General features: G+C 67.3%; 9 protein-coding genes. 2 read left to right on the top strand and 7 right to left on the bottom strand.

Translation table 11 applies throughout. The features are described 5' to 3' along the window. Nucleotides 1-23: 23 nt before the first annotated feature. The gene (locus FHU39_RS21205; protein ID WP_183322741.1) at nucleotides 24-788 is read left to right on the top strand and encodes a DUF2785 domain-containing protein; all 765 of its coding nucleotides are present in this window, start codon (nucleotides 24-26) and stop codon (nucleotides 786-788) included. Here FHU39_RS21205 and FHU39_RS21200 read toward each other — a convergent pair. From FHU39_RS21200 to rpsL, 6 genes are all read right to left on the bottom strand, one after another. Continuing rightward, on the bottom strand, nucleotides 772-2,004 hold the full coding sequence (locus tag FHU39_RS21200; protein ID WP_183322740.1) for an MFS transporter: 1,233 nt from the start codon (nucleotides 2,002-2,004) through the stop codon (nucleotides 772-774). The genes FHU39_RS21205 and FHU39_RS21200 overlap by 17 nt on opposite strands. After that, nucleotides 2,001-2,645, bottom strand: coding sequence for a winged helix-turn-helix domain-containing protein (locus FHU39_RS21195; RefSeq protein WP_183322739.1), 645 nt, complete (start codon nucleotides 2,643-2,645; stop codon nucleotides 2,001-2,003). Before FHU39_RS21195 ends, FHU39_RS21200 begins: the two co-directional genes overlap by 4 nt. Nucleotides 2,646-2,898: 253 nt before the next feature. Then, nucleotides 2,899-4,092, bottom strand: a complete 1,194-nt coding sequence (gene tuf, locus FHU39_RS21190; RefSeq protein ID WP_183322738.1) for an elongation factor Tu — start codon at nucleotides 4,090-4,092, stop codon at nucleotides 2,899-2,901. Nucleotides 4,093-4,231: 139 nt separating this feature from the next. Beyond that, nucleotides 4,232-6,346 (bottom strand): elongation factor G, encoded by a 2,115-nt coding sequence (fusA, locus tag FHU39_RS21185; RefSeq protein ID WP_183322737.1) that lies wholly within the window; start codon nucleotides 6,344-6,346, stop codon nucleotides 4,232-4,234. Nucleotides 6,347-6,455: 109 nt separating this feature from the next. Further along, nucleotides 6,456-6,926 carry a 30S ribosomal protein S7 gene (rpsG, locus tag FHU39_RS21180; RefSeq protein WP_183322736.1) on the bottom strand — a complete coding sequence of 157 codons (471 nt, stop codon included), beginning with the start codon at nucleotides 6,924-6,926 and terminating at the stop codon, nucleotides 6,456-6,458. After that, nucleotides 6,926-7,300: a 30S ribosomal protein S12 gene (rpsL, locus tag FHU39_RS21175; RefSeq protein WP_183322735.1), complete on the bottom strand. Its 375-nt coding sequence runs from the start codon at nucleotides 7,298-7,300 to the stop codon at nucleotides 6,926-6,928. The genes rpsG and rpsL overlap by 1 nt, the downstream gene beginning before the upstream one ends. A 379-nt stretch (nucleotides 7,301-7,679) precedes the next feature. Here rpsL and FHU39_RS21170 point away from each other — a divergent pair, with 379 nt between their 5' ends. Next, entirely contained in the window at nucleotides 7,680-8,687 is a 1,008-nt protein-coding gene (locus tag FHU39_RS21170; RefSeq protein ID WP_343066050.1) for a glycosyltransferase family 2 protein, read from the top strand. A gap of 171 nt (nucleotides 8,688-8,858) precedes the next feature. Here the strand turns inward: FHU39_RS21170 and FHU39_RS21165 are convergent, their stop codons facing one another. Beyond that, entirely contained in the window at nucleotides 8,859-12,755 is a 3,897-nt protein-coding gene (locus FHU39_RS21165; protein WP_183322734.1) for a DNA-directed RNA polymerase subunit beta', read from the bottom strand. Nucleotides 12,756-12,771 lie beyond the last annotated feature (16 nt).

The following is a 12,771-nucleotide window of genomic DNA, read 5'->3' as shown; positions in this document are numbered from 1 at the left end:
ACTCGGTGCGGCATGCTGGGCACATGGACCAGGAGACCCTCGACCGGTATGTCGACGGCCTCACGGCCGTGGACCCGGCGATCCGGGACGACCACGCCTTCACCGGTCTGGCGACAGTGATCACCGAGGACGGCCTGAGCACCGGGCAGCGCCGGTGGCTGGGTGATCGCATGGTCGAGCGACTCGGCCACCGCGACCCGTTCGCCCGGTCGTTCGCACCACTGATCTTCGCCGTCCTCGCCAGCACCTGGGCGGCGCCGGAGGACGGCGAGTGGCCGCCGGAGTGGACCGACGCGCTACTGGCCTGGTGGCCGACCGAGTCCGATCTACGCGGTCACGACCCGACGGTCGGCTGGATCCACGCCGTCGCGCACGGTGCCGACGCCGTCGGCACGCTCGGCGCCACCCGCCTCGCACCGGCCGACCGGCTGCTCTCCGCGGTGGCCGAACGACTCACGGCGACAACCGAGTTCGTCTGGCGTGAGCAGGAGGACGACCGGGTGGCGGCGGCCGTTGTCGGCATACTGCTCGGCAACCCGGAGGCCGGCCTCGAGCCGTTGCTCAAGCCTGTCGCGGCGATGTTCGCTACGGGTGAGCCCGGCCCGGTCCCCGCGGCGGCCACCAACACCATGCGCACGCTACGCAGCCTGTATGTCGCGCTCGGCAACAGCGTGCTGCACCCGGAAACCCGCGAACCTCAACGCATCCCGAACGCGCCGACCCTGCAGCAGGACATCGCCGAGGCGCTGCAGGTGACCACGCCCTGGTTGTTCAACGCAGCCCGCTGATCCGCGGGTTGAGCGCGAAGACCACGCACAGGACGCTCATCGCCATACCGAAGCAGGTCGTCGCGAGTACCACCGACGACGCACCGGCGAGCACCCCGAACAGCGGTGTCGTCGCCGGGGTGAGCACCAGGTCGCCGAACTGGCTGACCGAGGAGACCCGCCCGAGGTGGCTGGGTGCGATGACCCGCTGGAACGAGCCGCTGAGCCAGACCGACGCCAGACCCGCGGTGCAGCCGATGAGCAGCATCCCGCCCACGAGCGCGACACGGCTCGGCAGGCCGACTGCGGCGAGCCCGATGCCCTGGAGCACGAGCAGCCGAAACGACCGCCGCGGCAGGAAGTCACCCTGCCAGCGGATACCGGCGACCGACCCGATGATCGCACCGACGGCGAACGTCGCCTCGGACGCCCCCAACCAGCCCGATCCCCAATGAGATTGGGAAACGCGTAAAGCGACTCCGACCGCGAAGACCGGCGTGACGAAGACGTTCAGCGCGGCCAGGCCGAGCAGGAACACCCGCGCCACCGGGGTGTTCCGGACGTAGTCCCACCCGGATCGCAGCGACCGCAGTACGGGCTCCTTCGGTGCGCGCGGCAGCCGGAAGCGGGTGCGCACGACCAGCCGCAGCACGATCAGCACGAGAAGGAAGGTCAGCCCGTCGGCCAGCATCGAGAAGCCGAACCCCCAGTGGATGACGACCGCTCCGAGGGGTGCCCCGAGCAGCCGGGCCAGGCGCGAGCCGGTCTGGGTCCAGCCGCTGACGGTCACCAGGTCCTCGACACGCACCAGCTGCCGGACCAGCGTCGCACCGGCCGGCCCGCTGAGCCCGCTCACCGTGCCGAAACAGATCGCCACTCCGAAAAGGACTGCGCCGACGTGTAATCCGCTCTGCCAGCACAGGACCGCGGCGGCGAGCACGACCACCCTGGCCAGCTCGCCGAGCATCATCACCCGTCGGGTGTCGAAGCGGTCCGCGATCACGCCGCCGAGCAGCGTGCACAGCGCCTGCGGCAGCATCTCGATGCCGAGGACGAGTCCGGCGAGTCCGGGTGTGAACAGGTGCACGGCGGTCCACGCCAGACCGATCGTGAAGACCGTGTCGCCCGCCGCGGACACCATGACTGCCAGCACGTACGCCTGCACCATCCGGTCCTTGCGGACCGGCGGGGGTGCCGGCGCGATGAGCTCCGGCCGGTCGAGCATCGGCGTCGTCATACCGCACCCGGCTCGCTGGGGAAGACGCGCGCGATGAAGCGGACCGCCCGTCGCTCGGCGTCCGGGTGCGCCTCGGCATCCGCCCGCACCTCGCGCGTCCACTCGGTCGTCAGCGCGTCGACACGCTCCTTCAAGTCCTCCAGCTGCGCCGCGGTCGCCGGAACGAAGTTGTCGCTGGCGAGTCCCTCCCGCCAGGGGGCGGGCAGGCTGTCGCGGGTGCGCATCCACTGCACCGTTGCGGCGTTGAGGTATTCGAGGTTGGCCCGCTCGGCCGCGTCGGCGACCTGCCGGGCGAAGCTGCCGTCCGCGTAGTCCTCGTTGCTCCAGGACAACCGGCGGTTCTTCCCGCGCCACCAGGACTCACGAGTGTCGCGTGCGAGCTCGGGGGCGGGCTCGATGAATCCGGTGCGGTGCATCGGTTTCAGGTGGTGGCTCACCGAACCGACGGCGATGCCGAGGCGGTCGGCCAGTTGTCCGACGGTCGCCGGCCCGTCGTTGGTGAGGATCTCGTAGATGCGCCGCCGTACGGGGTGGTGCAGTGCGAGCAGCGCGTCGATGAGCGCGGCGCCCTCCGGCAGGTCCGTCCGGTCGTCCGGTGGCGCGGAGTCGGTATGCCGCTCCGCGGCGATCTTCCGTGGCATGCGATATATCGTGACCGCCGCGGGCGCCATACACAAGGGCTCTTGTATAACTCACCGACAGGCCCAGCAAATCTCGACAGGCCCAGCAAATACCCGCCCGGAGACCGCCTATATCTGCGCCTCTCGGCATTATGTGGGCCTCTCGGTGAGGGGGGACGGGGAGCGCGGGCATGCGAAAGGCCCCGAACCTCGGGATGAGGTTCGGGGCCTTTCAGCCGTTCAGTTCAGATCCGGCAGAGCGACCTCGTCGAGGTCACTTGAGGATCTTGGTGACCCGGCCGGCGCCGACGGTGCGGCCGCCCTCGCGGATGGCGAAGCGCAGGCCCTCCTCCATCGCGATCGGCTGGATCAGGGTGACGGTCATCTCGGTGTTGTCACCGGGCATGACCATCTCGGTGCCCTCAGGCAGCTTCACGACACCGGTCACGTCGGTGGTGCGGAAGTAGAACTGCGGGCGGTAGTTGTCGTAGAACGGCGTGTGACGGCCACCCTCGTCCTTGCCCAGGATGTAGACCTGGCCCTCGAACTCGGTGTGCGGGGTGATCGAACCCGGCTTCACGACGACCTGGCCGCGCTCGACGTCCTCGCGCTTGGTGCCACGGAGCAGCAGACCGACGTTCTCACCCGCGCGACCCTCGTCGAGCAGCTTGCGGAACATCTCGATACCGGTGACGGTCGTCTTCTGCGAGGCCTCGCGGATACCCACGATCTCGACCTCTTCGTTGACGTTCAGCACACCGCGCTCGATACGGCCGGTGACGACGGTGCCACGACCGGTGATCGTGAAGACGTCCTCGATCGGCATCAGGAACGGCTTGTCGGTGTCGCGCACCGGGTCCGGGATCGACTCGTCGACCGCGTCCATCAGGTCCTCGACCGACTTGACCCACTCCGGGTCGCCCTCGAGCGCCTTCAGCGCCGAGACCTTGACGACCGGGGCGTTGTCACCGTCGAACTCCTGGCTCGACAGCAGCTCACGGACCTCCATCTCGACGAGCTCGAGGATCTCCTCGTCGTCGACCATGTCGGCCTTGTTCAGTGCCACCAGGATGTAGGGGACGCCGACCTGGCGGGCGAGCAGCACGTGCTCACGGGTCTGCGGCATCGGGCCGTCGGTGGCGGCGACCACGAGGATCGCGCCGTCCATCTGGGCCGCACCGGTGATCATGTTCTTCACGTAGTCGGCGTGACCCGGGGCGTCGACGTGTGCGTAGTGACGCTTCTCGGTCTCGTACTCCTGGTGGGAGACGTTGATCGTGATACCGCGCTGACGCTCCTCGGGCGCGTTGTCGATGTCGGCGAACGCGGCCGCGGTGTTGAGGTCGGGGTACTTGTCCGCAAGCACCTTGGTGATGGCGGCCGTCAACGTGGTCTTGCCGTGGTCGACGTGACCGATGGTGCCGATGTTGACGTGCGGCTTTGTCCGCTCGAACTTGGCCTTAGCCACTGTGGGGTCCTCCTTCAAGGACTGTTGCTGACGCCGGGGCGGCGCCTTCGGTGTGTTTGATTCTTCTTCTTACAAACCGGGCTGACGATAGGCGGTGCGGCATACCACGATCAATTCGGTATGACGCACCGCCCGCGCGTCACTCGCCCCGGATCTTCTTGATGATCTCCTCCGCCACGTTCTTGGGAACCTCGGCGTAGGAGTCGAACTGCATCGTGTAGTTGGCGCGACCCTGGGTCTTGGACCGCAGGTCACCGACGTACCCGAACATCTCCGACAGCGGAACGAGGGCCTTGACGACCTTGGCACCGCTGATGTCCTCCATGGCCTGGATCTGGCCACGGCGGGAGTTGAGGTCACCGATCACGTCGCCCATGTAGTCCTCGGGCGTGCGGACCTCGACGGCCATCATCGGCTCGAGCAGCGCGGGGTCGGCCTTGCGGACCATTTCCTTCAGCGCCATCGAACCGGCGATCTTGAACGCCATCTCCGAGGAGTCGACGTCGTGGTAGGCACCGTCGAGCAGGGTCGCCTTGATGCCGACCAGTGGGTAACCGGCGAGGACACCGAGCTGCATCGCCTCCTGGATGCCCTGGTCGACGGACGGGATGTACTCGCGCGGCACACGGCCACCGGTCACCTTGTTCTCGAACTCGTAGAGCTCGCCTTCCTCGGTGTCCAACGGCTCGATCGACAGCTGGACCTTCGCGAACTGGCCCGAACCACCGGTCTGCTTCTTGTGCGTGTAGTCGTACTTCTCGACCGCACGACGGATCGTCTCGCGGTAGGCCACCTGCGGCGCACCGACGTTGGCCTCGACCTTGAACTCCCGCTTCATGCGGTCGACCAGGATGTCGAGGTGGAGCTCGCCCATACCGCCGATGACGGTCTGGCCGGTCTCCTCGTCGAGGCGGACCGAGAACGTCGGGTCCTCCTGCGCGAGCTTCTGGATGGCGGTGCCCAGCTTCTCCTGGTCACCCTTGGTCTTCGGCTCGATCGCGACGTGGATGACGGGCTCCGGGAAGCTCATCGACTCCAGCACGACCTGGTCGTTCACGTCCGACAGGGTGTCACCGGTCGTCGTCTCCTTCAGACCGATCGCCGCGTAGATGTGACCGGCGAGAGCTTCCTCGACCGGGTTCTCCTTGTTGGCGTGCATCTGGAAGAGCTTGCCGATGCGCTCCTTCTTGCCCTTGGTCGTGTTGTAGACCTGGCTGCCGGCGGCGACCCTGCCCGAGTAGACCCGGATGAAGGTCAGCGTGCCGAAGAAGGGGTGCGCGGCGATCTTGAAGGCGAGCGCGGAGAACGGGTCGTCCGTGCTCGGGTGACGCAGCACCTCGACGCTCTCGTCGCCCGGCTTGTGGCCGACCATGGCCGGCACGTCGACGGGCGAGGGCAGGTAGTCCACGACCGCGTCGAGCATCGGCTGCACACCGCGGTTCTTGAACGCCGAACCACACAGGATCGGGTAGACCTCCGAGTTGACGGTCAGCTTGCGAATGCCGGCCTTCAGCTCGTCGATGGTCAGCTCGTTGCCCTCGAGGTACTTCTCCATCAGGTCGTCGTCCGCCTCGGCGACGCGCTCGACCAGCTTGGAGCGGTACTCCTCCGCCTTCTCCTGCAGGTCGGCGGGGATGTCCTGGACCTCGTACTTGGCGCCGAGGGTCACGTCACCCTTGGCGTCACCCGGCCACACCAGCGCCTTCATCTGCAGCAGGTCGACGACACCGAGGAAGTCGGCCTCGGCGCCGATCGGCAGCTGGAGCACCAGCGGCTCCGCGCCGAGCCGGTCGATGACCGTCTGCACGGTGAAGTAGAAGTCGGCGCCCATCTTGTCCATCTTGTTGATGAAGCAGATGCGCGGGACGTCGTACTTGTCGGCCTGGCGCCAGACGGTCTCGGACTGCGGCTCGACACCTTCCTTGCCGTCGAACACCGCGACCGCGCCGTCCAGGACGCGCAGCGAGCGCTCCACCTCGACGGTGAAGTCGACGTGTCCGGGGGTGTCGATGATGTTGATCTGGTGACCGTCCCAGAAGCTGGTGACAGCAGCGGAGGTGATGGTGATCCCCCGCTCCTTCTCCTGCTCCATCCAGTCGGTGGTCGACGCACCGTCGTGGGTTTCGCCCATCTTGTGGTTGACACCGGTGTAGAACAGGATCCGCTCGGTGGTCGTGGTCTTACCGGCATCGATGTGCGCCATGATGCCGATGTTGCGGACCTTCTTGAGGTCGGTCAGCACGTCGAGTGCCACGTTGTCTTCTTTCCTGTGTGCTTAGTGCTCAGACTCGAAATTTGATGGAGGGCGTATGCCGTCCGGGGCTCCGCCGCCCGATGCGTGACGCATCAGGCGGCGGTGGGCATCACCAGCGGTAGTGCGCGAAGGCCCGGTTGGACTCGGCCATCTTGTGGGTGTCCTCGCGACGCTTCACCGCGGCACCCAGGCCGTTGCTCGCGTCGAGGATCTCGTTCATCAGACGCTCGGTCATCGTCTTCTCACGACGCTGCCGGGCGTAGCCGACCAGCCAGCGCAGCGACAGCGTGGTCGCGCGACCCGGCTTGACCTCGACCGGGACCTGGTAGGTCGCACCGCCGACGCGGCGGCTCTTGACCTCGAGGCTCGGCTTGACGTTGTCCAGCGCGCGCTTCAGCGTCACGACCGGGTCGGTGCCGGTCTTGTCACGGCAGCCCTCGAGGGCGCCGTAGACGATGCGCTCGGCGATGGACTTCTTGCCGTCCAGCAGGATCTTGTTGACCAGCTGGGTGACCAGCGGGGACCCGTAGACCGGGTCGACGACGAGGGGGCGCTTCGGAGCGGGGCCCTTGCGAGGCATTACTTCTTCTCCTTCTTCGCGCCGTACCGGGAACGAGCCTGCTGGCGGCCCTTGACACCCTGGGTGTCGAGCGCGCCGCGGATGATCTTGTAACGCACACCCGGCAGGTCCTTCACACGACCGCCACGCACGAGCACGATCGAGTGCTCCTGCAGGTTGTGGCCGACGCCGGGAATGTATGCCGTGACCTCGATGCCCGAGGTGAGGCGCACACGCGCGACCTTGCGAAGCGCGGAGTTCGGCTTCTTCGGGGTCGTGGTGTAGACGCGGGTGCACACACCGCGTCGCTGGGGGCTGCCCTTGAGGGCCGGCGTCTTGACCTTAGAGATCTTGTCCTGCCGACCCTTGCGGACGAGCTGGTTGATTGTAGGCAACCTACTGTCTCCGTAACTGATCGAATCTTGTCTGTCGGCAGGGGTGTTCACCCCTGCCGACTCCTTGGGCTTCCCGCCCCTCCCACACCCCGCGGTCGGGGGTGTCGTCGGGCCGGCGCTCTCCCCCGCACTTCCCGTGTGACGACCTGACCCGTCGGACACCGACCGGCCGACGCGCCCGATGGGCTGCCCGGCGAGAGCGTGTGGTGGCCTGGTGCCACGCGACCCGTCATACACTCGAAATGCGGTGACCGGTCAGCGGGCAGGGCAGAGCCCACGCACGAATCACAATCCTACCGGTCCGCGGTATGACGGCAAAATCGGCCGATTACGCACCTCCGCGCGACCCTGATGACGTCGATCTGGCAGATTTGCGACCGTGACAGCGCCCGCCCCCTCCTCCCGTCCGCCCACCGCCGGCCACCCCGTGGTCTCGGTCGTGGTGCCGATGTACAACGAGGAGGCGGTGCTGCCGCTCTTCGTCGAACGGCTCCGGCCGGTGCTGGACGACCTGGGCGCGGGGTATGAGGTGGTCGTCGTCGACGACGGGTCGACCGACACGACGCCGGTCGTGTTGCAGCGGGTGCTCCGTGAGTGGCCGAACGTGCGGGTCGTGCGACTGCGCGCCAACGCCGGTCATCAGGCGGCGATCTCGGCGGGGCTGCAGCGCGCCCTCGGTGACTGGGTGGTCACGATCGACGCCGACCTGCAGGACCCGCCCGAGACGATCGCCCGGATGTATGCCGCCGCCACCGCCGAGCACGTCGACGTGGTCTACGGGGTGCGGACCGACCGGACCACGGACTCGGCGTTCAAGCGGCACACCGCCGGGGCGTTCTACCGGATGATGCGCCGGCTGGCGAAGCTCGACATCTCCCAGGACGCGGGCGACTTCCGGATGATGTCGCGCTCGACGGTCGATGCGATCAATGCCCTGCCGGAGCACAACCGGGTGCTGCGGTTGGTGGTGCCGACGCTCGGGTTCCCGTCGACGACGGTCGACTACAAGCGCGACCCGCGCGCGGCCGGGGAGTCGAAGTACCCGCTGCGCAAGATGATCAGTCTCACGCTGGACTCGGTCACCGGCTTCTCGCAGGCGCCGCTGCGGTTCGCCACGTGGTTCAGCCTGCTCGGTTTCGTGGTCGCGGCGCTGGTGCTGGTCTATGTCGTCTGGAGCAAACTGGCCGGCGGCACTACCTCGGGCTGGGCGTCGACGGTCGTGATCCTCGCCGTGTTCTCGGCGCTGCAGCTGCTGTGCCTCGGCATACTCGGCGAATATGTGGGGCGCACGTATGCCGCCCTCCAGCAACGCCCCAGCTACTACATCGCCTACGACTCCGACCACACCGGCCCGTTGCACGGTGAGACCGACGAACCGGTGGACTGACCGACGTACGACTCGCGGCCCTGCCCCGTCCCCAACCAGCAACCGACGTCATACCTGGACCCCCTCGCCGACAGGCTCACATCACGACCGACAGGCTCAGTAAATCCGCCGCTTTCGCGGCGATTTACTGAGCCTGTCAGTGTGTTTCTGAGCCTCTCGGCGAGGACTTGGTCAGCTGTCGAAGCCGAGCGAGGCGTCGTCCAGGCGGACGGCCTCACCCGAACCCGGGCCGAAGACCGGGTAGTCGTACGGCTGGTAGTCCGGCAGCGCGTAGAGCGCAGCCTTGGCCTCCTCGGTCGGCTCGACCTTCACGTTGCGGTAACGCGGCAGGCCGGTGCCGGCGGGGATCAACTTACCGAGGATGACGTTCTCCTTGAGGCCGAGCAGCGGGTCGCTCTTGGCGTGCATGGCCGCCTCGGTGAGGACTCGCGTCGTCTCCTGGAAGGACGCCGCCGACAGCCACGAGTCGGTGGCCAGCGACGCCTTGGTGATGCCCATCAGCTCCGGACGACCGGACGCCGGGCGACCACCTTCGGCGAGGGCGCGACGGGACGCGTCCTCGAAGCGGCTGCGCTCGGCGAGCTCGCCGGGCAGCAGGTCGGTGTCGCCCGCCTCGATGATCGTGATCCGGCGCAGCATCTGCCGCACGATGACCTCGATGTGCTTGTCGTGGATCGACACACCCTGCTGGCGGTAGACGCTCTGGACCTCGTCGACCAGGTGCTTCTGGACGTCGCGGGCACCCTGGATGCGCAGCACCTGCTTGGGGTCGATCGCACCCTGCACGAGCAGCGTGCCGACCTCGACGTGCTGCCCGTCCTGGACCAGCAGGCGGCCACGCTTGCTGATCGGGTAGGCGTGCTCGTCGGAGCCGTCGTCAGGGGTCAGCAGGATGCGACGCGCCTTGTCGGTCTCCTCGATCTGGATGCGACCGGTCGCCTCGGCGATCGGCGCGACACCCTTCGGGGTGCGGGCCTCGAACAGCTCGACGACGCGCGGCAGACCCTGGGTGATGTCGTCACCCGCGGCACCACCGGTGTGGAAGGTGCGCATGGTCAGCTGGGTGCCGGGCTCACCGATCGACTGGGCGGCGATGATGCCGACGGCCTCGCCGATGTCGACCAGCTTGCCGGTCGCCAGCGAGCGGCCGTAGCACATGGCGCAGGTGCCGACCCGCGACTCACAGGTGAGCACCGAGCGGACCTTGACCTCCTCGACACCGGCTGCGAGCAGCTTGTCGAGGTTGACGTCACCCAGGTCGGCGCCGGCCTGCGCCAGCACCTCACCGTCGACCTCCACGTCGGTGGCGAGATTTCGTGCGTAGACCGAGGTCTCGACGTTCTCGTGCTCGACGAGTGAGCCGTCCGCGCTGCGCTGACCGATCGGCAGCAGCAGACCACGGTCGGTGCCGCAGTCGTCCTCGCGGATGATGACGTCCTGCGAGACGTCCACCAGGCGTCGGGTCAGGTAACCCGAGTCGGCGGTACGCAACGCGGTGTCGGCCAGACCCTTACGGGCACCGTGCGTGGAGATGAAGAACTCCAGCACCGACAGGCCCTCACGGAAGTTCGCCTTGATCGGACGCGGGATGATCTCACCCTTCGGGTTGGCCATCAGACCACGCGCACCGGCGATCTGCCGGACCTGGAACCAGTTACCACCGGCGCCCGAGGACACCATGCGGTAGATCGGGTTCTTGGCGTCGAAGTTGTGCTGCATGTCCGTGGCGACCTCGTTGGTCGCCTGCGTCCAGATCTCCACGAGCTCCTGACGGCGCTCGTCGTCGGTGATCAGACCACGGTCGTACTGCGTCTGGATCTTGGCGGCCTTCTCCTCGTAGCCGGCCAGGATGTTCCACTTGTTCGACGAGGTCTGCACGTCGCTGATGGCGACGGTGCAGCCCGAGCGGGTGGCCCAGTAGAAGCCGGCCGCCTTCAGCGCGTCGAGCGACGCGGCGACCTGCACCTTCGGGTACCGCTCGGCCAGGTCGTTGACGACGCCGGACAGCGCCTTCTTGTCGATGTCCTGGTTGAGGAACGGGTAGTCCTCCGGCAGCGCCTCGTTGAACAGCACCCGACCCAGGGTCGTGTCCAGCTCGAACGACGCGAGGCGACCGAGCTCGTCGGGCTCCGCGCCCTCGGGCAGCTCGAACCCGGCCGGCGGGACCTGGTCGTAGAGACGGATGGTCGTCAGCGAACCGAGCTTGATCTCGCCGCGGTCGAACGCCATCCGGGCCTCGGCGGCCGAGGAGAACGCGCGCAGGTGCTCGCCGTCCTCGCGCTTGGCCTCGCCGTCCTGTGCGGACAGGAAGTAGAGGCCGGTGATCATGTCCTGGCTGGGCATGGTCACGGGGCGACCGTCGGCGGGCTTCAGCACGTTGTTGCTCGAGAGCATCAGGATGCGTGCCTCGGCCTGCGCCTCCGCGGACAGCGGCACGTGCACGGCCATCTGGTCACCGTCGAAGTCCGCGTTGAACGCGGTGCAGACGAGCGGGTGGATCTGGATGGCCTTGCCCTCGACCAGCTGCGGCTCGAAGGCCTGGATGCCAAGGCGGTGCAGCGTCGGTGCGCGGTTCAGCAGCACCGGATGCTCGGTGATGACCTCTTCGAGGACGTCCCACACCTCGGCGCGCTGGCGCTCCACCATGCGCTTGGCCGACTTGATGTTCTGGGCCAGGTCGAGGTCGACCAGGCGCTTCATCACGAACGGCTTGAACAGCTCCAGCGCCATCTGCTTGGGCAGACCGCACTGGTGCAGCTTCAGCTGCGGGCCGACGACGATGACCGAACGGCCCGAGTAGTCGACGCGCTTACCGAGCAGGTTCTGCCGGAAGCGGCCCTGCTTGCCCTTGAGCATGTCGGAGAGCGACTTCAGCGGACGGTTGCCCGGGCCGGTGACCGGACGGCCGCGGCGGCCGTTGTCGAACAGCGAGTCGACAGCTTCCTGCAGCATGCGCTTCTCGTTGTTGACGATGATCTCCGGCGCACCCAGGTCGAGCAGTCGCTTCAACCGGTTGTTGCGGTTGATGACCCGGCGGTAGAGGTCGTTCAGGTCGGAGGTCGCGAAACGGCCACCGTCCAGCTGCACCATCGGGCGCAGGTCCGGCGGGATGACCGGGACGCAGTCCAGGACCATGCCGCTGGGGTTGTTCTTGGTCTGCTGGAACGCGGTGACCACCCGCAGCCGCTTCAGGGCACGCGTCTTGCGCTGCCCCTTGCCGGTGGCGATGATCTCGCGCAGCGACGCGGCCTCGGCGTCGAGGTCGAAGGTTTCCAGGCGCTTCTGCAGCGCCTCGGCACCCATGCCGCCCTCGAAGTAGAGACCGAACCGGTCGCGCATCTCGCGGTAGAGCACCTCGTCGCCCTCGAGGTCCTGGACCTTGAGGTTCTTGAAGCGGTCCCAGACCTGCTCCAGGCGCTCGATCTGCTGGTCGGAGCGCTTGCGGATCTGGTTCATCTCGCGCTCGGCGGACTCGCGGACCTTGCGGCGGGCGTCGGCCTTGGCGCCTTCCTTCTCCAGCTCGGCCAGGTCGGCCTCGAGCTTGGCGGCGCGGGTGTTGACCGCGTCGTCGCGGGAGTTCTCCAGCTCCTTCTTCTCGACCTCGATCTGCGCCTCCAGGGACGGCATGTCCTTGTGGCGCTGGTCGGTGTCGACCGAGGTGATCATGTATGCCGCGAAGTAGATGACCTTCTCCAGGTCCTTCGGGGCGAGGTCGAGCAGGTAACCCAGGCGCGACGGGACGCCCTTGAAGTACCAGATGTGGGTCACCGGCGCGGCGAGCTCGATGTGGCCCATCCGCTCGCGGCGCACGGAGCTACGGGTCACCTCGACGCCGCAGCGCTCACAGATGATGCCCTTGAAGCGGACGCGCTTGTACTTGCCGCAGTAGCACTCCCAGTCGCGGGTCGGGCCGAAGATCTTCTCGCAGAAGAGTCCGTCCTTCTCCGGCTTCAGGGTGCGGTAGTTGATGGTTTCGGGCTTCTTCACCTCACCGTGGCTCCACTGACGGATCGATTCAGCGGTGGCGAGGCCGATGCGTAGCTCGTCGAAGAAGTTGACGTCCAGCACGTTGTGCCTTCCTTCT

The organism is Flexivirga oryzae (genome assembly GCF_014190805.1).
Taxonomy (GTDB): domain Bacteria; phylum Actinomycetota; class Actinomycetes; order Actinomycetales; family Dermatophilaceae; genus Flexivirga; species Flexivirga oryzae.
This window is presented reverse-complemented; position numbering and strand designations above follow the sequence as displayed.

What these genes read in the sequence shown, in the direction of transcription:
- FHU39_RS21205 (WP_183322741.1), top strand. Translation starts at nt 24, where the DNA reads ATGGACCAGGAGACCCTCGACCGGTATGTCGACGGCCTCACGGCCGTG.
- FHU39_RS21200 (WP_183322740.1), bottom strand. Translation starts at nt 2,004, where the DNA reads ATGACGACGCCGATGCTCGACCGGCCGGAGCTCATCGCGCCGGCACCC.
- FHU39_RS21195 (WP_183322739.1), bottom strand. Translation starts at nt 2,645, where the DNA reads ATGCCACGGAAGATCGCCGCGGAGCGGCATACCGACTCCGCGCCACCG.
- rpsG (WP_183322736.1), bottom strand. Translation starts at nt 6,926, where the DNA reads ATGCCTCGCAAGGGCCCCGCTCCGAAGCGCCCCCTCGTCGTCGACCCG.